Here is a 22,442-nt window from a genome sequence, read left to right as displayed (position 1 = left end):
GTCTGAGCCTCGAAGAGCCCTCGCTCGAAAGCCCTTAGCGGCACCGGTGAGCCCCTCGAAGGCTTAACGCCGCCCGTCGGAGACCTCTTGCATGATTCGATTTCTGAAGGCGCTGATTCTGCTGCCGATCGCGGTGGTGGTGGTCCTGCTGGCCGTCGCCAATCGCGACGCCGTGGCCCTCTCCTTCGATCCGTTCTCGCCTGAGCCCGTGTTCAGCCTCGTCCTGCCGCTCTACGCCGTGGTGTTCGGCTCGGTGGCACTCGGCATTCTCGTCGGCGGTATCGGAAGCTGGCTCGGGCAGAGCCGGACACGCCAGCGGGCGCGCTATCACCGCCGTGAGGCCGACCGTCTCGCCAAGGAAGCGGCCGAGTTGAAGACCTTCGGCACGCCGGGTGTCGAGCCGGGCTATGCCGGCGCCGGCACCTACACCGCCCTGCCTGCCCCGGCAGCGGCGCGCTGAGGGCTGAGAGCGTCGTTCCTCCCATGGCAGACATCTGCGTCAAGATCTGTGGCCTCAGTACCGAGACGACGCTCGACGCGGCCCTCGACGCGGGTGCCGACCTCGTCGGCTTCGTCCATTTCCCCAAGAGCCCGCGCCACGTCACCCTGGAACAGGGCCGCGGCCTCGCACAGCGGGCGCGGGGGAGGGCGCAGCGCGTGGTGCTGCTGGTCGATCCGGACGAGGCGACCCTCGCTGCCGCCATCGAGGCGCTCGATCCCGACCTGATCCAGCTTCACGGCCATGAGACGCCGCAGCGCGTCGCCGACATCCGTGCCCGGACCGGCCGATCGGTCATGAAAGCCGTCGGGATTGCCGCGATCGCCGATCTTCGGGCGCTCCCGGCCTATGCCGCCGTCGCCGACCGGCTTCTGCTCGACGCCAAGCCTCCTCCCGGCGCCGATCTGCCGGGTGGCAACGGACGCCGCTTCGACTGGGACATCCTGAACGGGGCGGCGTTGCCGGCCGGCACGATGCTGTCGGGCGGCCTGGATGCCGGGAACGTCGTCACGGCGCTCGCGCATACGGGGCTGGCCGCCGTCGATGTCTCGTCGGGCGTCGAGATCCGGCCGGGCGAGAAAGATCCGGACAGGATCGCGGCCTTCGTCGCCGCCGCCCGTCGCCGAAGCTGACCGGTCCACTCCCACCGAAGACGGCGTCCGGCGCGTTTGTCCGGCTGTGCCGCATTGCGGCGGCCCGCGCATGGGTCTAGCACGCGAGGCAACGATCAGATTTTCGCGAAGGACCGTCCCCGTGACGCTGAACCCCGCTCCCAATTCCTTCCGCACCGGGCCGGATGAGCGCGGTCGCTTCGGCATCTTCGGCGGTCGCTTCGTGGCCGAGACGCTGATGCCGCTGATTCTCGATCTCGAGAAGGCCTATGCCGACGCCAAGGCCGACCCGTCGTTCAAGGCGGATATGGAATCCTACGGCACCCACTACATCGGCCGCCCGAGCCCGCTCTACTACGCCGAGCGCCTGACCGAGCACCTGCGTGCTGAGGCGCCGGCGGGGCAGGGGGCGAAGATCTTCTTCAAGCGCGAGGAGCTGAATCACACCGGCTCCCACAAGGTGAACAACGTCCTCGGACAGATCCTGCTCGCCCGCCGCATGGGCAAGCCGCGGATCATCGCCGAGACCGGCGCGGGCCAGCACGGCGTCGCGACGGCGACGCTCTGTGCCCGCTTCGGCCTGAAATGCGTGGTCTATATGGGCGCCGTCGATGTCGAGCGGCAGGCCCCGAACGTGTTCCGCATGAAGATGCTCGGTGCCGAGGTGATCCCGGTGCAATCCGGCACGCGCACGCTCAAGGACGCGATGAACGAGGCCCTACGCGACTGGGTCACCAACGTCTCCGACACCTTCTACTGCATCGGCACCGTGGCCGGCCCCCATCCTTACCCCGCGATGGTGCGCGATTTCCAATCGGTGATCGGCATCGAGACGAAGCAGCAGATGTTGGAGATGGAAGGCCGCCTGCCGGACTCGCTCATCGCCTGCATCGGCGGCGGCTCGAATGCCATGGGCCTGTTCCACCCCTTCCTCGATGACCGCGAAGTCGAAATCTACGGCGTCGAGGCGGCCGGGCACGGCGTGCAGAGCGGCCTCCATGCCGCCTCGCTCACGGGCGGTCGCCCGGGCGTGCTGCACGGCAACCGGACCTACCTGCTGATGAACGAGGACGGCCAGATCGCCGATGCCCACTCGATCTCGGCGGGTCTCGATTATCCCGGTATCGGCCCCGAGCACGCATGGCTGCACGAGATGGGCCGGGTCACCTACCTGTCGGCGACCGACGCGGAGACGCTGGAGGCGTTCAAGCTCTGCTCGATGCTGGAAGGCATCATCCCGGCTCTGGAGCCCGCGCACGCCCTGTCGAAGGTGATGGAGCTGGCCCCGACCAAGCCGGCCGAGCACCTGATGGTGCTGAACCTCTCCGGCCGCGGCGACAAGGATATCCCGCAGGTGGCGCAGATCTTCGGTCAGACGCTCTGAAGGGGGAGAACCTGCGCGGGGGCCGCAACAGACCGTTGACACCCTCGCGCCCTTCTCCCTATATCCCGCGCATCGGACGACGCGTCAGCGCCGGCCGTGACAGTGGCGGGGTAGCTCAGCTGGTTAGAGCAGAGGAATCATAATCCTTGTGTCGGGGGTTCAAATCCCTCCCTCGCTACCAAATCATCTTTGCATAGAACACCGAGACGCCGAGCCCTGGACACCCGTCCGGGGTTTTTGTTTCTCCGGGCTACCCTCCGGAACTCAGGGGCTTGAGCGGGGCGAGGATTGCGCAGTCACCCGCGCTCCGTAACCTCGCCTCAGTTTCGACGCGCCGGCTCCAGCGGAAGCAGTCGTAGCGTGACCGGCTGGCCCAAGAACATGGCAGTGGAAGGGGCGGCCGTTCTGATCGAGGGTAACGCTGTCCGGCGCGATGGCGGTGATGCGCCCGCTGTCCCGTCCCTCGCCGAGGTCGGGACAGATCTCGTCGCCGCTCCCGTCGTCGATCAGCACACGGGAAGGCACCGAAGAGGAGCGAGAGCGCGATGGCGATCAACGCGATGTCGCCGCCGCGGCCACCGCCCGTGAAACCCTGGAGCGCCCAGTGTCCCCCGGTGAGGAGATCGAGCGGCAGGCTGCGCGCTTCGTCCCCACTGACCGTCACCGGATCGGCGGCGATGCCGGCCTGCGCCAGCGCAGCGAGGAGCGGATCGAGCCGCGTCCGCGGACCGCATCGCTCTCATCGTCCCCCGATCCATTCGGCGACGCCGGCGGCTGAGCGGAATTCTTCGAGGGCATGGACCCGCGCCTCGGGGATCGCATTGCGCGCCATGGTCGCGAGGGCATGGCCGGGGCCGAGTTCCAGGATGGTGTCGCAGCCATATTCGCGGCAGGCCTCCAGGCAGGCGGCCCAATCGATCGTGTGCGAGATCTGGCGCGCGAGCTTCGACAATCCCGCTTGAACGTCGAAGACAGGCGCGCCGTCGAGGCCACTGATGAGCCGGGGAGCGCCCGGCGGAGGGCGCCGTGGTTGCATCCCGGCGAGAGCCGCCTCGAAGCGCTGGCTGGCCTCGCGCAGTAGCGGCGTATGCGAAGGTGTGCGCACCGGCAGAACCACGGCGCGCAGTGCACCGGCCGCCAGCGCCTCGACGCAGAGTGTTTCGAGCGCCGGGCTCGGGCCGCCGACGACGGCGCTGTCGCTGGCGTTGCGGATGGCGAGTTCGCAGCCATGTGCCGCAGCCGCGGTCTCGATTGCCGCGAGGGGCAATCCCCGGATGCCGGCAAGGCCGGCGCCATCACCGGCGGCCGCATCCATCGCCTCGGCGCGCGTCGCGGCAAGGCGCAGGATCGTATCGGCGTCGAAGCGGCCGGCGCAGCCCCAGGCGGCGAGATCGCCGATGCTGTAGCCGGCGACGATCGTGCGGCTGGGGTGCGACGCCTGCACGAGGGTCCAGCCCGCAAGCGCCGCGACGCAGCAGAGGATCTGCCCGGTGCGGTTGCCGTGCAAGTCCGCCCCCGGCCTGCGGACGAATGCCCGCGGGTCTTGACCGAGGACGCGTTCGGCCGCCGCGAAGACGGGCGCGGCGGGGGGCCAATCCGCGGTGAGATCGAACATCCCCGGATGCTGGCCGCCCTGACCGGAGAGAAGCACCGCGAGCGTCACGCGGACGCCTCGACGCTCTCCACGAACAGCGCCATCGCGAGCAGGTCGGCTGCGCCGCCGGGGCTGAGGTTGCGGGTGACGAAGGCGCGATGCAGCGCCTCGGCGCGCGTGCGCCAGCGGGGTTGCGCCACACCGCCGTCGTCGATGAATCGCGCGGCCTCGCTGCGCGCGAAGGCAAAGCCCTCGGGCCCGCCGCGATGCAGCAGGTTCGTGTCCTCGACATGCGCGATCAGGGCAAGGCAGGCTTCGACCCGCGCGGCCTCCGCATCGCCGGGATGACACTGCCGGCCGCGGCGCAGGGCCGGCAGGGCGACCCGGTAGACGCTCGGAAAGCCGGCGGCGGCCTCGGCCGGTGCGCCACCGACGCCGTGGCGGCGGCGCGCCCGTGCGCCGGGCGCATGGAGCAGCACCGGCCCGTCGAGGATTCCCGAACCGTAACGTTCGCGGACGAGGGCCCCGAGCGCTCCCGCCCCCGGCCGCTTCAGGGCGCCGGCTGCGGCGCAGAGCAGGCCGAGCCCGAAGATGGCGCCGCGATGCGTGTTCACGCCACCGGTGGCCGCCCGCATCGCCGCCTCGGCATCAAGGCCGATGCTGCGCAGAGCGGGCATCGGCGCGCCCGCCGCACCGGCGATCGCGAGGGTGCGGAAGAAGGGCGTGATCGCCGCCGTACTCGCCCGGAAGGTATCCGCGTCCATGTCGGCGTGGCTGCCGCGATCGACGTGGCTGACGAGGCCCGGCTTCGGGTAGGTTTCGAGTTCGAGCCGCAACGCCGTCGCCGCCGACCGCGCGATCGCGTCCGCCTCCGGGCACCGATTATTTTCGGGGATACGCGCTCGCAGCGCGGAGAGCGGGCTCATTCGGGATCTCCCGCGAGAAGGGCGGCGGCCTCGCGGAGGGCGAGGCGGTCATGGTGCTTCACCAGTACCGTTCCGCCGGGGCCGATGCTGTGCAGTTCGCGCCAGTTCACGCCCCCCCCGTCGGACAGCAGGATCTCACCATCGAGGCGCATCGGCGCCCGCACCTCGATCGCCGCAATTTCCGCTATCAGCCGAAGCGGAATCGCGCCGGCAACCGGCCAGAGCAGATCGAGATCCGACCCTTCGGACAGGTAGGGGAGGCCGCTCAGGCTCTGCCAGAGCAGGCTTCCGAAGGGACGCGGCGCGAGGCCATGGCGCTTGCCGAGGGCGATCAGCGCTTCGAGCGTCACGCCCCAGGAAAGCGGGCATGCGGCTCGCGCCTCGGACAGGAGAACGGGCGCGCGCGGGCGGACCGCGTCCGGCGGGAGCATCAGGCCGATGCGGCGCTTGCCGTCCCGTGGCGGCAGCGGCAGGCCGACCGGCACGCGGCCCGGATCCTCTCCCGGATACGAGCGGCGCAGGATGACCGGCCGGCCATTGTCCACCCACGCCGCGACGTGCGGCACCCCTGCGAGATCCGCCCGCGCGGTCACGGCAGCGGCCCAGGCTCCCGGCTCGACGTCGAGGAGGTCATGGCGCCGGTGCGCCTCAGCCAAAAGCGGCCTCCCGCACCACCTGCGCGGCGATCGCCTCAGCCACCGGTCGTCCGCCGCGCTCGCGCCCGGCCCGGTCGCGGCGGTCCTCAGCGGGCAGCGCATCGATCACGGCGGCGATCTGCTCTGCCAGCGGCTGGTCCGGATCGAGCACCGCCTGCACCGCACCCGTGCGCACCATGTTGTCGAGGCCCGGCGCGAAGACGGGGGTGTCCTTGGCCATCGCCTCCAGCCGATCGAGGGGCAACTTCGTGACGCGGGCCACGGAGGGCAGATCCATCACGCTCGGGTTCGCCCCCGGCAGGCCGACGAGGACGCGGGTGGCGAGCGCCGTGGCAATGAAGGCGCCCGCCGCCGAATGCCCGTAGATCAGTCCGACGGTCGGGTGGCCGTGCGCGTCGGCGAGCAGCAGCGTCTTGGCGAGGTGGGCGAGGTACTCGTTGAGGCCGAGCAGCTCGTCGCGCCGGCTCATGCGCTGACTGTCGGAATCGATCGCCACGAGGATCGGCGTGGCGCCGCCCCGGCGCACGACGTCGAGGACGTAGCCCGCGAGCCGGCAGGCGCCGTCGACGCCGAGCGCCGTGTCGCCGTCGATGCCGATCACCGCGAGCCGGCCGCCCCGGAACGGACCCTCGCCATTCACGAGCCCGTCCTCCACGGTCACGGAATGACCCTCCGGAAACAGCGAGGCCAGGATCTCAGCGAGCGTCATGGGTCGTCTCTCCCAGGCTGGCGAGCAGGGTGTCGTAGTCGGCCGTGCTCAGGGCCGGGACCGCTTCCGGATCGTTCACCCCGAGCCGTGCCCAGATCTCGGTCGCGTCCCGGCAATCGCCGAAGCGCGTGAGGCGCTGTTCCAACCGCGCCTGCTCCGCCTCCAGCGTGGCGAGGTCGAAGGCCGGGGCACGCCCGATCAGGTCCAGAGCCGCTTGGCGGAAGGCCGCGACGGTGTCGTCGGCATAGGCGTCGGCGCCGCCGGTGAGGCGGCGGTGCTTGCCGCCCATGGTGCGCCAGACCAGGGCACGGTCGCGGGAATCGAATTCTTCCGCCCCCTTGTTGGTCTCGATCACCTCCGGCCCCGAGACCGAGATGCGTCCGCCCTCGGAGACAACGAGCCGCGAGCAGGTGCCCGCGATCAAGCCGCCGCCGCCATAGGCTCCGGCCCGGCCCCCGATCAGGCCGATCACCGGCACGCCGGCCGCGCGCAGTTGCGCGATCGCGCGCATCACCTCGGCGATCGCGGTCTCGCCGGCATTGGCCTCCTGCAGGCGCACGCCGCCCGTATCGAACAGGATCAGCACGGCGTCCGGCTTCAGCGCCAGGGCAGTGCGCAGCAGGCCGACAAGCTTGGCGCCGTGCACCTCGCCGAAGGCACCCCCCATGAAGCGGCCCTCCTGCGCGGCGACGAGGACGGGTTTGCCGTCGAGGCGGCCCGAACCGACGATCATGCCGTCATCGAAGGCGCGCGGAAGGTCGAACAGCGGCAGGTGCGGGCTCATCCGGCGCTGCTCGGGGCCGATGACCTCACGAAAACTGCCCGCATCCAGAAGGCCGTCGATGCGGGCGCGGGCGCTCGCCTCGTACCAGCTTGTGGCCCAGCCCTTGGCGGCCGGGTCGATGATCCGTTCGCTCATCGTCAGACCTCCATCAGCCGGGCGCCCTGGAGCAGGCGCAGGGACACGGTGTCGGGGCGGGCGCCGCCATCGTTGATCGTGATGCGCAGGCCGCCGGGCTGAGCGCGGGCGACGAAGTCGGCGACCACCGCCGCCCAGACCTCGCCGTAGCCGCGAATCGGCGTCTCGATCTCGACGGTGCACTCTGTCGCGGGCAGGGCGCGCTCCAGCAGCACTTCGAGATTGCCGGAGGCGACGACGCCGGTAATGGCCTGCGCCTTCGCGCCGGCCGGGGCCCTCTGCGTCGTGTGTCGGAAGCTCAGCTTTTCCATCGCGGCCTCACCAGTTCCGGAACTTCGCCGGCGGCTCGTAGAGCCCGCCGGACCAGTGCACGAGATCCTTGATCGACCGCGCCGCGAGCAGGGAGCGGTCGGCGTCGAGGGGTTCGATGCCGAGATCCTCCGGCCGGCGCACGATGCCGCGCTGGCGCAGCCGCTCGACCATGGCCCGGTCACGCCCACGGCCGATCTCGGTGTAGCCGGCAACCCCGCGGATCGCCTGCTCGCGCTCGTCGGCGGTGCGGCACAGCAGGAGGTTGGCGATGCCTTCCTCGGTGATGATGTGGGTGACGTCGTCGGCGTAGACCATCACCGGAGCCAGCTCCAAGCCGATCTTACGCGCCAGTTCGAGCGCATCGAGTTGCTCGACGAAAGCCGGCACCAGCCCCTCGCCAAACGTCTCGACGATCTGCACCACGAGCTTGCGGCCGCGCATCAGGGCGGGATCGCCGGTGACCTGCGCCTCGCGTCCCGCCTTCATCCAGGTGTCGGAGGGGTGGCGCCGCCCGTGCGGGTCGGAGCCCATGTTCGGCGCGCCACCAAAGCCGGCCACGCGGTTCTGCGTCACCGTCGAGGAATGGCCGGCGAGGTCGATCTGCAGGGTCGAGCCGATGAACAGGTCGCAGGCATAGAGCCCGGCCGTCTGGCAGAAGGCCCGGTTCGAGCGGAGCGAACCGTCGGCGCCGGTGAAGAAGATGTCGGAGCGCTCGCGGATGTAGCGGTCCATGCCGACTTCGGAGCCGAAGCAGTGAACCTGTTTCACCCAGCCCGATTCGATCGCCGGGATCAGGGTCGGATGCGGGTTGAGCGCCCAGTGGGTAGCGATCCGACCCTTCAGGCCGAGCCGCTCGGCATAGGTCGGCAGCAGCAATTCGATCGCCGCCGTGCCGAAGCCGATGCCGTGGTTGAGCCGGCGGATGCCGTACTCGGCGTAGATCCCATTGATCGCCATCATGGCCATCAGGATCTGCGTCTCCGTCATCGCCGCGGGATCACGGGTGAACAGGGGCTCGACATAGAACGGCCTGTCGGCCTCGACCACGAAGTCGATCCGGTCGCCGGGGATGTCGACGCGAGGCACGCGCTCGACGATCTCGTTGACCTGCGCCACCACGACGCCGTTCTTGAAGGCGGTCGCCTCCACCACCGTCGGCGTGTCCTCGGTGTTCGGCCCGGTATAGAGGTTGCCGTCCCGGTCGGCCGAGACGCCGGCGATCAGCGCCACGTTCGGGGTCAGATCGACGAAGTAACGGGCGAACAGCTCCAGATAAGTGTGCACCGCCCCGAGTTCGATCTGCCCGCCATAGAGCATGCGGGCGATGCGCCCGCCCTGCGGCCCCGAATAGGAATAGTCGAGGCGCTTCGCGATCCCCTGCTCGAAGATGTCGAGATGCTCGGGCAGCACGATGCCGGACTGGACCATGTGCAGATCGTGCACGCGGGCGGGGTCGCACTGGCTCAAGCCCCGTGCGAGGCAATCCGCCTGCTTCTGGTTGTCGCCCTCCAGACAGACCCGGTCGCCGGGCTGAAGGATCGCCTCCAGAAGAGCGACCACGTCGGCAGCCGTCACGACCTTGCCCGCGGCATGGGCCCGGCCCGCCTCGATCCGCGCATCGCGGGCCGCCCGTTCTCGACGCCAACCGCTCATCCGGTCCGCTCCCTGTCATCGCCGCGCTGCGAATACACCGATCTGCGAATCGACCGTTTATGTACATTCGGCAGCGTTCTATCGCTATTTTTGTATCCACACTTGCGCCAATGTCAATATCTTGCATACGATAGGGCAACAAAAACGAATCACTGGATACAGGAAGGAAGCGCCGGATGATCGCTGCATGCAGTGAGCCCACGAGCGGCCGGATACGGACGTCGAAGCCGGTCGAGCCAGCCGCAGTTCCACGCGGGGAGGGGGCCCGATGACAATCCTCGGCGTCGCGCTCCTCGCGCTCTGCACCTCGATCGGCGTGTTCCTCGGCGACCTGCTCGGGATCCTGCTCGACGTGAAGGCCAATGTCGGCGGTGTCGGCATCGCCATGATCCTGCTGATTGCCGCCCGCGTCTGGCTGCTGCGCCACGACCGGCTCGGCCACGCGACCAAGCTCGGGGTCGAGTTCTGGGCCAGCATGTACATCCCCATCGTCGTGGCCATGGCCGCGCAACAGAACGTCGTCGCGGCGGTGAGCGGGGGCCCGATCGTCATCATCGCGGCCGTCGGCAGCGTGACGCTGTGTTTTGCCGCCACGGCCCTGCTCGGCCGGATCGGCGGGCGTCCGGCGCGCGACGGCGCCGAGGTCGATCAGGCGGGCGCCGTCATCGCCGGCGAGACCGGCGAGACGAACGCGACGACGAACGCACCCTTGCGGCCCTCCACGGCGACCCGGAGTTGAGCCCATGCTGCACATGCTGGAACACGTCTTCGTCGAGCAGAGCTTGGTCGCCGCCTTCGCGGTCATCGGCGGCCTGATTCTGGTGTCGAACTTTCTCGGGAAGCGCCTGACGCGCGGCCGGGTCCATGGTTCGGCCATCGCCATCGTGCTCGGACTCGTGCTCGCCTATTTCGGCGGTCTCGCCACCGGCGGGAAGCGCGGGCTGGCCGACATCCCGGCACTCGCCGGCATCGGCCTGATGGGCGGGGCGATGCTGCGCGACTTCGCCATCGTCGCCACCGCCTTCGAGGTGGACGTGATCGAAGCGCGTCGCGCGGGCCTCCTTGGCGTCGTGGCGCTAGCGCTCGGCACGGTGCTGACCTTCCTCGTCGGCACCCTGACGGCGGTGGCCTTCGGCTATCACGACGCGGTGTCGATCACGACGATCGGCGCCGGCGCCATCACCTACATCGTCGGCCCGGTGACCGGCGCGGCGCTCGGCGCCGACTCGACCGTGATGGCGCTCTCGATCGCCACGGGCGTGACCAAGGCAGTGATGGTGATGGTGGGGACACCCCTGGTGGCGCGGCTGATCGGCCTCGACAACCCGCGCTCGGCGATGGCCTATGGCGGGCTGATGGGGACGGTCAGCGGTGTCGCCGGCGGGCTCGCGGCCACCGATCCGAAGCTCGTGCCCTACGGCGCGTTGACCGCGACCTTCCATACCGGCATCGGCTGCCTCGTCGGCCCGTCGCTGCTGTTCCTGATCGTGCGGGCAATCGTGGGGTGATGCGGATGGGGGAGGGTGGCGCGATGGACGGCATGGCCGAGGGACGCGGCCTCCTCTCCGACCAGATCCGCAACGCCCTGACGGACGAGATCGCCTCCGGTGTGCTCGCGGCGGGTATTGCGCTGGATGAGCAGGATCTCGCCGACCGCTTCGGCGCCTCTCGCACCCCGGTCCGCGAGGCCTTGCGCCAGCTCGCCTCCAGCGGTCTGGTCGAGATGCGCCCCCGCCGCGGCGTCGTCGTCACCCGCATGACGCCGGAGCGGATCATGGAGATGTTCGAGACGACCGCCGAGTTCGAGGCCCTGTGCGTGCGGCTCGCCACCTACCGGATGACGCCGCTCGAACTCAGCGCGCTGATGGACCTGCACGAGCAATCGGCCGAGCCGGTCGCGGCACAGGACTACGACACCTACGACGCCCTCAACCGCGCCTTCCACGAGGCCCTGTACCGCGCGACCCATAACGGCTTCATGGCCGAGCAGGCGCTCGCGATCCGCTCGCGCCTGTCGGCTTTCCGCCGGACGCAATTGCGCCAGGGCGAGCGCATCCTGCGCTCACGCACCGAGCATGGTGAGATCCTCCAGGCGATTGCGGAGGGCGATGGCGACGCTGCGGCGCGACGCATGCGGGCCCACATGCTCAACGCGGCGAGCGCACTCGGCCGCTATGTGGCCGACCACGCGAGCGAGTGAGCGCCAGGACGTCTTCCGCCGCCTCCGGCCTGCGCGGTTTGCGCGCGGGCCGAAACAGTTGGTCCCGTCGCGCGTACCCCCATCGCTGCCGCATCGAAGCGGCAGGATGGGAGTCCTTCGGAATGGGTCACAAGCCGCTGAACCAACAGGTCATCGTGATCACCGGCGCGTCCAGCGGCATCGGTCTCGCGACAGCGCGCATGGCCGCGCGGCGCGGGGCCCGCGTCGTACTCGCCGCCCGCAGCAGGGATGTCCTGGCGGACATCGCCGCGGAATTCGGGACACGCGCCACCTACGTGGTCGCCGATGTCGGCCGGCGGGAGGATGTCCAGGCCATCGCCGACCACGCCGTCGCCACGTTCGGGGGCTTCGACACCTGGGTCAACGTCGCCGGCCTCACCGTCTACGGACCGCTTCGCAAGATCGCCCTCGAGGACCACGAGCGGTTGATCCAAACCAACCTCTGGGGGACGGTGCACGGCTCGCTGATCGCCTCCGAGCATCTGCGCGGCCGGGGTGGCGCTATCGTCAATGTCGGAAGCATCGCCTCCGACCTCGCCTTCCCGTTCCAGGGCCTCTACGCCACGTCGAAACACGCGGTGAAGGGCTTCACCGACACGCTCCGCATGGAACTGGTCGCGGAGGGCGCGCCGGTCTCGGTGACGCTGGTCAAGCCCGCCTCCATCGACACGCCGCTGCCGAACCGGGCCCGCAACTACATGGATCGCGAGCCGACGCTGCCGCCGCCGATCTATTCGCCCAACGAGGTGGCCAACGCGATCCTGCACGCGGCGGTCCATCCGCAGCGAGACATCATCGTGGGTGGCGGCGGCAAGCTCTTCGTCATGGGTAAGGAGTTCGCGCCGGGCGCCTATGACGAACTCGCGCCGGCCATCATCGCTCTGCAGAAGCGGGCGGAACCGCCGAGGAACCCGAAGGGCGCGTTGCACGCGCCGCAGGGGGCCGGCCGCGAGCGGGGCGACCCACCGGTCTACGTCATGCGCACCAGCGTCTACACCCGCGCGAGCCTGCACCCGCTCGCGACGGCCGGGATCGCCGCGGGCTTGGCAGCAACAGCAGCCCTCGTTCTGGGAGGGCAGCGCGCCCGGCGCCGACCCTGATCGTCGGAAGCCAGGAGGCGTCCCGGCGTCAGGCCGCCTCCTGGCCAGCATAGCGGCGGCAATGCTGCAGGTATCCGACCTCGTGACGGCCGGCGAGTTCGACCACGCTGGACCAGAGCCAGGACGGCGCCCCCTCGTCCGCGCTCCCACCACGCGTGATCTCGGACCGCCAAGCCGCGCGCGTCTCGGCGTCCATCTGCCGCCCATGCGCCTTTCCGACGACATGGGCGAGGTAATGCGCCGCCCGGACCGCCTCCTCGCAGCCGAACTGATCGACGTCGAGCTTCAGATCCTGTGGCGCGAGTTCGCGCATCACGGCCGAGTTGCCCAGCAGCCGAACCGGCATCATGCGTTCTCCCAGATTCGGCGACAGGGCCCGCGCGCCGGCCACCACCCGTTCGGCCGGCTCGGACGGCATCGCCACACCGGGAGCGGTCGGCGCGGCCGGCTCGACCGCCTCCTTCAGGTCCACCAGCGCGAGCCGGCGCTTGTTTCCGGACTCCGTGATGCCGACGAGCGCGGCATAGCGCAGGAAGCCGAGCGAACTGCAGCCCTTCATCCAGTAGGCCGCATCGATCAGGCGTATCTCGGCCTCCTCGCTGCGCCCATTCAGGGCCAGCACCAGATGGCGCACCGCGTCTTCCTGGAAGAGCCCATCGAGGGCCTCTCGTTCCTCCGTATCGAGCTTCCAGAACTTGCGCCCGAGCGGAATCGCCGGCTCCACGCCCTTCAGGCGCTCGCGCGCAAGGTGCTTCCAATGACGCCCGAGGGCCCGGCGGCGGACCGAGCGCACCGCCTCCGGTTCGGAGGGCTGCCGGTTCGCCTCCTTCGGTCCCAGCCCCGCGGCGTAGCCCAGAAGCATTTCTTCCAGCATCCGTGCCGTCACCACACCGGGAAGGTCGGAGCCGCGCGCGGCACTGGCGAGCGACAGCCCCAGGCGCACGAGGTCATGCGTCGGGTTACCGATGACGGTCTGGTCGAGATCGCGGATCTGGATGTCGACGCGGCCGTCGGCATCGGCCAGGGGCCCGAGATTTCCGAGATGGCAATCACCGCAGATCCAGACCGGCGGTCCCTCCGGCAGGGTGCCGCGGGCGAGACCCTCGAGCCACTCGTAGAACTTCAGGGTATTGCCCCGGACATAGGCGTGGGCCGATTGGGCCATTTTGAGGGTGCGTTGCCGCTCCAGCACCAAAGCACGTTCCTCAGGACCATAGGCTCCGTTCGCGGGCATCAAACACCTTCATTCGATCGTTGGGCGCTCAGCGCCCGCTTCCGGCATCAACGCACTCACGGCGGTGAGTTGAGCGCGGCTCATCGTCTCCGCTGTGGATGACCGTGCCAGTTAAAACGTAACGGGAAGCCAAGCATCGGGGAGGCTGGCCGACGCGCTGGGGAAATGCGGTCTCGGTGGCGTTCGACAGGGCGACGCCGAGTGAAACCCGGGTTTCAACGGCTGCGACATGGGTCGTTGGAAGAGTAACGCCCCCTCGCTAATGAAATGATCGGAACGCGCTGCCCGTGCGTTATCCCCGGCATCGACGCAGATTTGTGGGGCGCTCGGTCGGCGTCCATGCGAGACGGGCTAGACAGTATAGGAGCGGCGACCGAGCCGATGAACGAGGCGATGAACACGACCAGCACCCGATCCGGTTCCGAGAACAGGATTTCGACCGGCATATCGGGCTTGGACGAGGTTCTCGGCGGCGGCCTGACGCCGGATCGGCTCTACCTTCTGGAAGGTACGCCCGGCACCGGAAAGACGACACTCGCGCTGCAATTCCTGCTTGAAGGCGCGGCCCGGAAGGGACGCAGCCTCTACGTGACGCTGTCGGAGACGGCGGACGAGCTGCGCGCCGCGGCCAGGAGCCATGGCTGGTCGCTCGACGGTATCGAACTCTACGAGCTCGTCAACGAGATGGGTCTCGACCCCGACAGCGAGCAATCGATCCTGCACCCGTCCGAGATCGAACTCGGTGAAACGGTCAGGGAGGTCATGGCACGGGTCGAGAGTCTCAAGCCCGAGCGCGTGGTGTTCGACAGCCTCTCGGAGCTGCGCCTGCTGGCCCAGAACCCGCTGCGCTACCGGCGCCAGATCCTCGCGCTCAAGCAGTTCTTCGCCAAGCGCGCCTGCACCGTCCTGATGCTCGACGACCGCACCTCCGAGGCGGGCGATCTTCAGCTCCACAGTATCGCGCACGGGGTGATTTCCCTCGACCAGAACCCGCGGGAGTTCGGCGCGGAGCGCCGACGCCTGCGGATCGTGAAGATGCGCGGCATCAAGTTCCGGGGCGGCTACCACGATTTCGTGGTGGCGACCGGCGGCGTCCAGGTCTTCCCACGCCTCATTGCGGCCGAGCACCGCGCGAGCTTCGATTCGACGGCGCAATCCACGGGTTCGGACGAACTGGACCTGCTGCTGGGCGGCGGCCTCGTGCCCGGCACCAACACGCTCCTGCTCGGCCCCTCCGGCGTGGGCAAGACGACGACCGGATTGCGTTGCATGCTGGCCGCGCTCGAACGAGGCGAGACGGCGACGTACTACCTGTTCGACGAAGGGCTCGCGACGATGATCGCCCGGGCCACCATGCTCGGCATGGACCTGAGGCCGCATCTGGGAACCGGACGGCTGACCATCATGCAGATCGACCCGGCGGAGCTCTCGCCGGGAGAGTTCGCCTCGAACGTCCGACAGGCCGTCGAGGAACACGGCTCCACCTTCGTCGCCGTCGACAGCCTGAACGCCTACCTGCACGCGATGCCGGGTGAGGAGCACCTCATCCTGCAGATGCACGAACTCCTGAGCTACCTGAACCAGAAGGGTGTCACCACGCTCCTCGTGCTCGGGCAGCACGGTGTGATCGGCGAGGTTCGGACCGACATCGACCTGAGTTACCTCAGCGACTGCATCCTTCTGTTCCGGTTCTTCGAAGCGAGCGGCGAGATTCGCACGGCGCTGTCGGTGGTGAAGAGCCGCGTCAATCCGCATGAGCGGACGATCCGTGAGTTGAGGCTCTCGACCGATGGGCTTCGGGTCGGCGAGGCGCTGAGCGATTTCGAGGGTGTGCTCACCGGTCTGCCGGCCTATCGCGGGCGGGTCGCGATGCTGAAGGGGTCAGATGCGTCCGGGGACGGCGCTTGATGTCATCCACCGAGGAACGCGTCCTGATCCTGGCACCACGCGGGCGCGATGCCGCGGTGATAGAGGGGGTGCTGGACCGCTCCAGCATCCGCGCTAGGGTCTGCGCGAACGTCGCGGAGTGGCTGACGGGGCTGCGCGAGGGGGCGGGAACCGCGCTCGTGACCGAGGAGGCTTTGGCCGACGGCGACACGGCGGACGTGTTCGCTTGGCTCGATGCGCAACAACCCTGGTCGGACTTCCCCTTCATCGTACTGACGACGCGCCAAGCCGGCCGTCGAACCCAGAGCGCGGCAGAACTGCTGCGGCGGCTCGGCAACGTGGTTCTGCTGGAACGCCCGATCAATGCCGAAACGCTGACCAGCGCCGTCGTCTCGTCCCTGCGTGCGCGCCGCCGCCAATATCAAGCCCGGCAGCATCTGCTGGAACGGGAGCGTGCCCAGGAGCAACTCCGGCTGGCGAACGAGGAGTTGGAGCGGCGTGTCGCCGAGCGGACGCGGGAGGTCGAGACCGCCCACGAGACCCTCGCCTTTGCCCTCGATGCCGCCGGCATGAGTTCGTGGGACATCGACTACGTCGCCGGAACCCATCGCCGTTCGCCTCACTTCGATGCCGTCTTCGGCTATCCCGGCACAGAACGGTCGTGGGACCGTGAGACATTCCTGGCCCATCTCGTCGATGAAGACCGCGAGACGGCCGAGGAGGCGTTCGCGAATGTCCCCAAGACGGGCAGACTCGATCTCGAATGCCGCATCCGGCGCGCGGACGGAGCGGTGCGCTGGATTGCGATGCGCGGGCGGGTCAAATCCGGCGAGGCCGATTCGCCGGAGCGGATCGCCGGCATCCTGATGGACCGCACGGATCAGCACGTCACGGAGGAGGCGCTGCGCCAAGCCCAGAAGATGGAGGCGATCGGCCAGCTTACGGGCGGTGTGGCGCACGATTTCAACAACCTGCTCACCGTGATCGTCGGCGGCCTCGACATGATGCTGCGCCGCCCCGACCAACCCGACCGCGTGAAGCGGCTGGCCGAGGCGGCGATGGGCGCGGCGCGGCGCGGCGAGCAGCTCACCCAGCAGCTTCTCGCCTTCTCGCGCCGCCAGATGCTGCGGCCGCAGACGCTCAACCCGAACCGGCTGCTGCTGGACTTCCGGCCGCTCGCCGAGCGCGCGGCGACGGGCGCCGTCGAGCTGGCCTTCGATCTCGACCCGGCCCTCGACCCGATCCGCATCGATCCGGCCCAGTTCGAGTCGGCGGTGCTGAACCTGATCGTGAACGCGCGCGACGCCCTGGAGGGAAGGGCGGGCCACGCGCGCATCGCGGTCACGAGCGGCAATGTCCGGCTCGGCACGGCGGCGGTCGCGGACCGGGGCGTTCCGCCGGGCCCTTACGTCGTCATTTCGGTGACGGATACCGGCAGCGGCATCCCGCCCGACAAGCTTCAGCGTGTCTTCGAGCCGTTCTTCACCACCAAGGAGGTCGGCAAGGGCACCGGACTCGGGCTCAGCCAGGTCTACGGCTTCACCCGCAGCGCCAAGGGATTCGCGCAGATCGAATCGGAGGTCGGCGAAGGCACGACGGTCAGCCTGTACTTTCCGCGATCGACCGACCCGGCCGGCGAGGAGATCGGGCCCGGACCGGTCGGCGCCATCCCGCTGCGCCGAGCCGGGGAGGGCGAGACGGTGCTGCTGGTCGAGGACGACGAACAGGTGCTCGGAATGGCCGTCGAGAGCCTGGAGGAGCTTCGCTATCGGGTCATCGTCACCCGCAATGCGGCCGAAGCGCTGGAGCATCTGCACGGCGTCGAGCGGATCGACATCCTGTTCTCGGACGTCGTCATGCCCGGCGGGATGAACGGCTCGCAGCTCGCCGTCGAGGCGCGACGGGTGCGCCCGGACATCAGGATCCTGCTGACCTCGGGCTATGTGGCGAATCTCGACGAGGGGCAGGTGATCGGCCAGGGCGAGCTTCCAGTGCTCAACAAGCCCTACCGGCGTGACGAACTCGCCCGGTCGCTCCGCCTCGTGCTCGGCGGCGAAAGGGCCTGATGGCTCCCGGAGCGTCTCCCGGCTCGCCACACTGGCCGACCGCCGGATCTGTCAGCGCCAGGCAGGACGACCGGTGGAGAAGCCTGGCGAGGCTCAACTTCGTCGGCGCGTCCTCAGTGTCTCTCACAGAACTCCGGCTGCGCCGCCGTGCCCAGGACCGAGGCGACCCGTGATCGGGAGTTTTGTGAGGCACTCTTACTGGCTGAGATCGATGACCTTGCGCTTGTTCGATGGAGATCGATCCCGTGGCTTCGCGGCATCGCGGCCCAGCCACTCGGGCGAGTCCTGGTAGCTGGCATTCGGCGGTGTCGTACGATCGAGCTTTTCGCGCTCCGCCTGGGCCGGACTTTCGATCTGCGGGATGGGGGCCGATTGCGGATACTGCGCTGACGGTCCGCGAAGCTGGAAGCCGTCGATGCAACGCCGGAGCGCGATCGGATCCGTAATGAACGTACACTCGTTCACATTCGTGATCGGCTGGGCCATCACCGCCCCGGATTGAACCGAGAGCATGACGGCGAAAATGACCGACATCCGTCGCATCGATGGCCTCCTGATCCGCTACGCCAATCCGGCTGAGCCGGTCATGCTCAGCGTGACAGCGTCGGCGCAACTTGTCGGATCTCGACCTCGCTCGGCTCGGCCGGCCGCGGCCGCTTGACCTGCGTCTGCGGCGATGCGGTGCTGGGAGAAGCAGCAGAAGCACGCCCCGATCCGGCCGATCCGGTGGGAAGTGCCGCCGCTGCCGTGCTCGCACCCTTTCCGTCGATGCGTCCCAGCCGAACCTTGACGCCGCGAACGGACTTGGCTGCGGCGTCGTAATCGCACTCGTAGGTAATGCGAACCCACTGACCCTGCGGATTGAGGAAGCGTACCGAGTCGCCGCGAAACTTGACGACGGTGTCCGCGCCAGCCGGCGGCTCGGCCTCCTGGAAGATGGTTCCGGTCGGCCGGTTCATCCACTCGAAATCCGTCGGCGCCTGCCGCTCGATCCCCGGCACGCAGGCCTGCACGGCCGCGGGGATGGCCTGCCGGGCACAGTTGGCGTCGCATCCCGCTTTGGCGGCCTCGTTCGGACCCGGCTTTGCGTCCTGGGCGGTCGCGGCGGAAATGCAGAGCCCAGCTAAGCCGATACCCGCCAGCGCGCGAGGAACCACCGTCAGGGGGAAGGCCCGGCGCGCCACCAGTCCAGCCACGATCCGAATCATCCGTCGAACTCTCCAATATCCACCCAGGCGCGGTGGCACCCATACGGCACCTCTTTCAAGATGCGGGCGGAAGACATAGCGGGGTTTTGCGGCGTCAACCACTATCCATCAGCCGCGGCGCGGCCGTTTCCCGGCATGGAGCTGATCATTTCCAAAGTCCGTTGCCGAAATGTGAAGGCGCGGCACCGATCGAGGCATCACACAAGAGACATGGAGGGACACCATCGGCAATCGCTTATCGAAAGCGACCCGATGGGTCGATAAACGGATGACGCGACGAAGTACAACAGGCGACGATTAAATCATTTCTCATGCACCTTGCACGCACGCCTCACATCGGGGCCTCAACGCGCCACGTCCGACGTCGGCGAGAACTGGCACACGCGCGCGAGCAGCGCCACCAGTTCGGGCTGTCGCGAGGTTCCGGTCTTGGCGAAGATCGAGGCCAGTTGGGTGCGGAGCGTCGCGATACTGACGTTGCGGCTCTGCGCGATGGTCGCCAACGGAACGCCGCGACTGAGTTCGGCAGCCAGACGCCCCTCGGCCACGGTAAGGCCGAAAATCTTTTCCAGCGCCGGGGCGCACACCTGCGACCGGACCGAAAGGTCGATCAGAATGAGCAGGCGATGGGCTTCTCCCATGGCCGTTATATCCATCGCTTGAAACACCAGACGCTGGTCGCTGCGCGGGCGCTCCAGTTCCACCGTGCCGAACGGCTCTGTCAGCGCATTGTTGATCATCCGGGCCGTGAACGGCTCGGCGGTCGCGGCGGCCACATCGTGATTACCATCGACAACAATCTGACGCGCCAGAACATTACAATCGATCGTCTTTGCGCGAATACTAATCAAAACGGCAGCAGATCCGACTTTATCGAGAACGTTGAGCAATGCATATTTATCAGGCATCGTTATCGGCTTTGTTCTTTTGCGTCAGTATGCGAATCTGAAACCAACGTTATTCTTCGTACGGCCGCATCCTGAATCTACAGTGAGCGTCGTCCGAGGCATTAACGATATATATCAGGTGAAGCTTTCGCGCCAACACCGGACTCTACGCATTCAGTGCCGTTTCTCACAGCGGCAAACTACGCATGAATCAACCTCACATGAGCGAAGATTGAAGCGCAAAAACGACCCCGCCAGATTGTCGTGGAGTTATTGCACAAAAGCAGGATTGATCGCGATAGATTGAGCGCAACCAATTTCGAGCTGAGGCCAGCAAGACCGAAGCAATTTCGGGAAATCGAGGCCAGGCCTCGGAGCGGTATTAGCAGATTTTGCTGCGAAAATTTTCTTCAGGTCGCTGGATCGCCAAACAAAATAGCCAAATCTAGGGCGAAAATTATATTGAATACTTTGATATTGACGGTGTGATATCGCTGCCCCTCCAGGACACAAATTAAGGTAAACGATCCGTTTCCATCCGAAACCGCAATTTATCCTTCAAATGAATGATGCGGCTCCCCCTGTCCTCCCGTATTTAACTCCTCGTTAACAACAGCACGAAGCAGCCACCCCACCCGGCAGACTGGTCAACAGTCGGTAAAGACCGGGCAAGCGGCTGCGGGATGACAGAATTCGGCACGCAGGGGATCAATCATGAAGCACTTCACCATCGCCACCATTAGCACCCTCGCCCTTCTCGTTGGCGCTCCTGTTCTCGCCGCCAGCCTGAACGATGCGACGACTCTGCAAAGCGGAAACTCGAACAATCTCGATCTGACCCAGACCGGCACCAGTGGCACCGCTTCGATTGACCAGCTGGGCGACAATAACGGCGACACGGCTTCGGGCGCCACGAGCACGCAGTCCGGCCGTAACAACAGCGTCGAGATCCTGCAGGACGGCAACCGGAACTCGTTCGTCACCAGCCAGGATGGCGGCAACGGCAACGTCATCGACCTGACGCAGCGCAATCTCAACAACTACGCCAACATCGGGCAGGTCGGCGGCAGCAACGCCACCACGACGGTCGAGCAGAGCGCCGGTCGTGGCGGCATCGCTGCGCACGAGGCCGAGGCGAAGCAGACCGACGTTCGTAACTCGCAGATCGATATCCGGCAGATCGGCTCCGTCCAGTCCGCCTATGCGTGGCAGGCCGACGATACCCGCGGCAACTCGAATATCTTCATCGATCAATCGATCGCATACAACGAGGCCCTCGCCGGCCAGTCGAACGTTGCCGGTTCCACCGTGGACATCGGTCAGGTCGGCTTCGGCAACAACGCCGTCGTCGGTCAGGAAGGCTCGCGGAACACGACGGGTACCATCAAGCAGTCGGGCTTCGTTCAGGTCGCGGCCGTCGCACAGAGCGGCAACGTGAACTCGTCGGCGCAAATCTCGCAGATCGGCTTCTCGAACTTCGCCAACGCTCAGCAGACGAACTCGACGGGAAGCGACATTTTCGTGAGCCAGTTCAGCGATAACAACGTTCTGTTTGCGAATCAGAGCAATTCGAATGCTGCGCTGATCGAGGCAACGCAGTTCGGGTCGGGTAACAACGCGCTGATCACGCAGATGAATTCGAACAACTCCGGCATCTATCTCTATCAGGCCGGAAACACGAACTTTGCGACCCTCGAGCAGCTCAATTCGGCTGCCAGCACGATCACCGGATTCCAGAGCGGAAGCTCGAACGTCCTGATCGCCTCTCAGCTCAACAGCGCGAGCAGCACGATCCTGAGCTCGCAGCTCGGCAATGCAAACGTGGCGACCATTACGCAGGGCCGTCGCTAATCTCCGATACACATCATGAGACGTGGCCACCCTTCAAACCGGGCGGCCACGCCTTCAAGTCAAACATAGCCATCGACCTGTGTTCATCAGGCCGGTGGCTGTTCTCTTTCGAACGTCACGACAGCTCGTCGACCAGAAGGCGTTCTTCGCGAAGCGGAACGCGGATAAGGCTCCCACGGATCGGGTGACGTCATCACCCGCGGGGACGCCGTATCCAGCGCTCGTCGGCCTACGATCCGTCATAGATGGCGTGCGAGCGTTCACGTTTCATATCGAGGCGCGGAATGACCATGCCCGGCGACATCTCACCCCTGCCGATCGTGTGCGTGATGTCCGAGCACCGCCAAGGTTCGCAGCTGCGGGTGGAGGCGGAGATCCGCTCGAACCGGCCGCAATCCGGCCGCTACCGTCTCTTGGTGATGAAGCAGGGTCCATCCGGCAGCGCGCAGGTCAGCCAGCAGTCGGAATTCTCCCTTGTGCCGGGCTCCCCCGTACGGGTTGAGGGACTGAGCTTCTCCCTGGAGCCATACGGGCGCTATCGCGCCAGACTCTCCGTTCGTGCTGGAGACGCCGAATATGCCTGTGAGCGCGAGGGGCCGGATGGATCCGATTCGCTGTAGCGGCCCTCTGGGACCGTGCGGCTGATCGCGTTTTCATCACCCGAGCCGACGTTTCGGCGGAGCTGCGACGGGACCGGTGACCGGCGCGGCTCTGTGGCGCGCGGG

Annotated in this window: 23 protein-coding genes and 1 tRNA gene; 13 read left to right on the top strand and 11 right to left on the bottom strand. The window is 67.5% G+C overall.

Annotated features, from left to right (window positions below; genetic code table 11):
- Positions 1–91: 91 nt before the first annotated feature.
- The 5 genes from Y590_RS00215 to Y590_RS00195 all read left to right on the top strand — a co-directional run bounded on the left by Y590_RS00215 (position 92) and on the right by Y590_RS00195 (position 3,272).
- Positions 92–460, top strand: a complete 369-nt coding sequence (locus tag Y590_RS00215) for a LapA family protein (protein ID WP_060768131.1) — start codon at positions 92–94, stop codon at positions 458–460.
- Positions 461–483: 23 nt separating this feature from the next.
- Positions 484–1,131 carry a phosphoribosylanthranilate isomerase gene (locus Y590_RS00210; protein ID WP_060768130.1) on the top strand — a complete coding sequence of 216 codons (648 nt, stop codon included), beginning with the start codon at positions 484–486 and terminating at the stop codon, positions 1,129–1,131.
- Positions 1,132–1,252: 121 nt separating this feature from the next.
- Positions 1,253–2,494 (top strand): tryptophan synthase subunit beta, encoded by a 1,242-nt coding sequence (gene trpB, locus Y590_RS00205; protein ID WP_060768129.1) that lies wholly within the window; start codon positions 1,253–1,255, stop codon positions 2,492–2,494.
- Between the two features lie 104 nt (positions 2,495–2,598).
- Positions 2,599–2,675: transfer RNA gene (locus Y590_RS00200), tRNA-Met, on the top strand.
- A 261-nt stretch (positions 2,676–2,936) separates the two neighbouring features.
- Positions 2,937–3,272: a hypothetical protein gene (locus Y590_RS00195; RefSeq protein WP_144439888.1), complete on the top strand. Its 336-nt coding sequence runs from the start codon at positions 2,937–2,939 to the stop codon at positions 3,270–3,272.
- Here Y590_RS00195 and Y590_RS00190 read toward each other — a convergent pair.
- From Y590_RS00190 to mdcA, 7 genes are read right to left on the bottom strand one after another with little or no spacing between them, the layout of a single operon-like run.
- Entirely contained in the window at positions 3,234–4,157 is a 924-nt protein-coding gene (locus Y590_RS00190; protein ID WP_060768127.1) for an ACP S-malonyltransferase, read from the bottom strand. The genes Y590_RS00195 and Y590_RS00190 overlap by 39 nt on opposite strands.
- Positions 4,154–5,014, bottom strand: a complete 861-nt coding sequence (gene mdcB, locus Y590_RS00185; protein WP_060768126.1) for a triphosphoribosyl-dephospho-CoA synthase MdcB — start codon at positions 5,012–5,014, stop codon at positions 4,154–4,156. Before mdcB ends, Y590_RS00190 begins: the two co-directional genes overlap by 4 nt.
- Complete coding sequence (gene mdcG, locus Y590_RS00180) at positions 5,011–5,670, bottom strand: malonate decarboxylase holo-[acyl-carrier-protein] synthase (protein ID WP_060768125.1); 660 nt, start codon at positions 5,668–5,670, stop codon at positions 5,011–5,013. Before mdcG ends, mdcB begins: the two co-directional genes overlap by 4 nt.
- On the bottom strand, positions 5,663–6,379 hold the full coding sequence (mdcE, locus tag Y590_RS00175; protein ID WP_060768124.1) for a biotin-independent malonate decarboxylase subunit gamma: 717 nt from the start codon (positions 6,377–6,379) through the stop codon (positions 5,663–5,665). The genes mdcG and mdcE overlap by 8 nt, the downstream gene beginning before the upstream one ends.
- A complete protein-coding gene (locus Y590_RS00170; protein WP_060768123.1) occupies positions 6,366–7,298 on the bottom strand; it encodes a biotin-independent malonate decarboxylase subunit beta in 933 nt (310 codons plus the stop codon). Before Y590_RS00170 ends, mdcE begins: the two co-directional genes overlap by 14 nt.
- A 2-nt stretch (positions 7,299–7,300) precedes the next feature.
- On the bottom strand, positions 7,301–7,609 hold the full coding sequence (gene mdcC / locus Y590_RS00165) for a malonate decarboxylase acyl carrier protein (RefSeq protein WP_060768122.1): 309 nt from the start codon (positions 7,607–7,609) through the stop codon (positions 7,301–7,303).
- A 7-nt stretch (positions 7,610–7,616) separates the two neighbouring features.
- Positions 7,617–9,263, bottom strand: coding sequence for a malonate decarboxylase subunit alpha (gene mdcA / locus Y590_RS00160; RefSeq protein WP_060768121.1), 1,647 nt, complete (start codon positions 9,261–9,263; stop codon positions 7,617–7,619).
- Positions 9,264–9,531: 268 nt separating this feature from the next.
- Here mdcA and madL point away from each other — a divergent pair, with 268 nt between their 5' ends.
- From madL to Y590_RS00140, 4 genes are all read left to right on the top strand, one after another.
- Positions 9,532–10,002, top strand: coding sequence for a malonate transporter subunit MadL (gene madL / locus Y590_RS00155; protein ID WP_060768120.1), 471 nt, complete (start codon positions 9,532–9,534; stop codon positions 10,000–10,002).
- Between the two features lie 4 nt (positions 10,003–10,006).
- Positions 10,007–10,771, top strand: a complete 765-nt coding sequence (gene madM, locus Y590_RS00150) for a malonate transporter subunit MadM (RefSeq protein ID WP_060768119.1) — start codon at positions 10,007–10,009, stop codon at positions 10,769–10,771.
- A 5-nt stretch (positions 10,772–10,776) separates the two neighbouring features.
- Entirely contained in the window at positions 10,777–11,463 is a 687-nt protein-coding gene (locus Y590_RS00145) for a GntR family transcriptional regulator (RefSeq protein ID WP_060772088.1), read from the top strand.
- 122 nt (positions 11,464–11,585) lie between these two features.
- The gene (locus Y590_RS00140; protein WP_060768118.1) at positions 11,586–12,584 is read left to right on the top strand and encodes an SDR family oxidoreductase; all 999 of its coding nucleotides are present in this window, start codon (positions 11,586–11,588) and stop codon (positions 12,582–12,584) included.
- 28 nt (positions 12,585–12,612) lie between these two features.
- Here Y590_RS00140 and Y590_RS00135 read toward each other — a convergent pair whose 3' ends face one another.
- Complete coding sequence (locus Y590_RS00135) at positions 12,613–13,818, bottom strand: DUF2252 family protein (protein WP_060768117.1); 1,206 nt, start codon at positions 13,816–13,818, stop codon at positions 12,613–12,615.
- 381 nt (positions 13,819–14,199) lie between these two features.
- On the opposite strand from Y590_RS00135, the gene Y590_RS00130 reads away from it, so the two are divergent.
- Positions 14,200–15,726 (top strand): DUF7125 family protein, encoded by a 1,527-nt coding sequence (locus tag Y590_RS00130; RefSeq protein ID WP_060768116.1) that lies wholly within the window; start codon positions 14,200–14,202, stop codon positions 15,724–15,726.
- The gene (locus tag Y590_RS00125) at positions 15,726–17,771 is read left to right on the top strand and encodes a PAS domain-containing hybrid sensor histidine kinase/response regulator family protein (RefSeq protein WP_060768115.1); all 2,046 of its coding nucleotides are present in this window, start codon (positions 15,726–15,728) and stop codon (positions 17,769–17,771) included. The genes Y590_RS00130 and Y590_RS00125 overlap by 1 nt, the downstream gene beginning before the upstream one ends.
- Positions 17,772–17,966: 195 nt before the next feature.
- On the opposite strand, the gene Y590_RS00120 is transcribed toward Y590_RS00125, so the two are convergent.
- From Y590_RS00120 to Y590_RS00110, 3 genes are all read right to left on the bottom strand, one after another.
- Positions 17,967–18,314 carry a hypothetical protein gene (locus Y590_RS00120; protein ID WP_144439887.1) on the bottom strand — a complete coding sequence of 116 codons (348 nt, stop codon included), beginning with the start codon at positions 18,312–18,314 and terminating at the stop codon, positions 17,967–17,969.
- 47 nt (positions 18,315–18,361) lie between these two features.
- Positions 18,362–18,979, bottom strand: a complete 618-nt coding sequence (locus Y590_RS00115; protein ID WP_060768113.1) for a hypothetical protein — start codon at positions 18,977–18,979, stop codon at positions 18,362–18,364.
- Between the two features lie 344 nt (positions 18,980–19,323).
- Complete coding sequence (locus Y590_RS00110; RefSeq protein WP_144439886.1) at positions 19,324–19,887, bottom strand: helix-turn-helix transcriptional regulator; 564 nt, start codon at positions 19,885–19,887, stop codon at positions 19,324–19,326.
- A gap of 693 nt (positions 19,888–20,580) precedes the next feature.
- Between Y590_RS00110 and Y590_RS00105 the strand changes: the two genes are divergently transcribed.
- Positions 20,581–21,717: a hypothetical protein gene (locus tag Y590_RS00105; protein ID WP_060768111.1), complete on the top strand. Its 1,137-nt coding sequence runs from the start codon at positions 20,581–20,583 to the stop codon at positions 21,715–21,717.
- A gap of 284 nt (positions 21,718–22,001) precedes the next feature.
- Complete coding sequence (gene csgH / locus Y590_RS00100) at positions 22,002–22,337, top strand: curli-like amyloid fiber formation chaperone CsgH (protein WP_060768110.1); 336 nt, start codon at positions 22,002–22,004, stop codon at positions 22,335–22,337.
- Positions 22,338–22,442: the final 105 nt, after the last annotated feature.

Source organism: Methylobacterium sp. AMS5 (assembly GCF_001542815.1).
GTDB lineage: Bacteria > Pseudomonadota > Alphaproteobacteria > Rhizobiales > Beijerinckiaceae > Methylobacterium.
This window is presented reverse-complemented; position numbering and strand designations above follow the sequence as displayed.

Coding starts and splice junctions, on each gene's coding strand:
- Y590_RS00110 (WP_144439886.1), bottom strand. CDS start 19,887: ATGCCTGATAAATATGCATTGCTCAACGTTCTCGATAAAGTCGGATCT.
- Y590_RS00135 (WP_060768117.1), bottom strand. CDS start 13,818: ATGCCCGCGAACGGAGCCTATGGTCCTGAGGAACGTGCTTTGGTGCTG.
- mdcB (WP_060768126.1), bottom strand. CDS start 5,014: ATGAGCCCGCTCTCCGCGCTGCGAGCGCGTATCCCCGAAAATAATCGG.
- Y590_RS00115 (WP_060768113.1), bottom strand. CDS start 18,979: ATGATTCGGATCGTGGCTGGACTGGTGGCGCGCCGGGCCTTCCCCCTG.
- Y590_RS00130 (WP_060768116.1), top strand. CDS start 14,200: ATGAACGAGGCGATGAACACGACCAGCACCCGATCCGGTTCCGAGAAC.
- Y590_RS00215 (WP_060768131.1), top strand. CDS start 92: ATGATTCGATTTCTGAAGGCGCTGATTCTGCTGCCGATCGCGGTGGTG.
- Y590_RS00105 (WP_060768111.1), top strand. CDS start 20,581: ATGAAGCACTTCACCATCGCCACCATTAGCACCCTCGCCCTTCTCGTT.
- mdcE (WP_060768124.1), bottom strand. CDS start 6,379: ATGACGCTCGCTGAGATCCTGGCCTCGCTGTTTCCGGAGGGTCATTCC.
- Y590_RS00125 (WP_060768115.1), top strand. CDS start 15,726: ATGTCATCCACCGAGGAACGCGTCCTGATCCTGGCACCACGCGGGCGC.
- Y590_RS00210 (WP_060768130.1), top strand. CDS start 484: ATGGCAGACATCTGCGTCAAGATCTGTGGCCTCAGTACCGAGACGACG.
- Y590_RS00140 (WP_060768118.1), top strand. CDS start 11,586: ATGGGTCACAAGCCGCTGAACCAACAGGTCATCGTGATCACCGGCGCG.
- madM (WP_060768119.1), top strand. CDS start 10,007: ATGCTGCACATGCTGGAACACGTCTTCGTCGAGCAGAGCTTGGTCGCC.
- Y590_RS00120 (WP_144439887.1), bottom strand. CDS start 18,314: ATGCGACGGATGTCGGTCATTTTCGCCGTCATGCTCTCGGTTCAATCC.
- mdcA (WP_060768121.1), bottom strand. CDS start 9,263: ATGAGCGGTTGGCGTCGAGAACGGGCGGCCCGCGATGCGCGGATCGAG.
- Y590_RS00170 (WP_060768123.1), bottom strand. CDS start 7,298: ATGAGCGAACGGATCATCGACCCGGCCGCCAAGGGCTGGGCCACAAGC.
- Y590_RS00195 (WP_144439888.1), top strand. CDS start 2,937: ATGCGCCCGCTGTCCCGTCCCTCGCCGAGGTCGGGACAGATCTCGTCG.
- csgH (WP_060768110.1), top strand. CDS start 22,002: ATGACCATGCCCGGCGACATCTCACCCCTGCCGATCGTGTGCGTGATG.
- madL (WP_060768120.1), top strand. CDS start 9,532: ATGACAATCCTCGGCGTCGCGCTCCTCGCGCTCTGCACCTCGATCGGC.
- mdcC (WP_060768122.1), bottom strand. CDS start 7,609: ATGGAAAAGCTGAGCTTCCGACACACGACGCAGAGGGCCCCGGCCGGC.
- Y590_RS00145 (WP_060772088.1), top strand. CDS start 10,777: ATGGGGGAGGGTGGCGCGATGGACGGCATGGCCGAGGGACGCGGCCTC.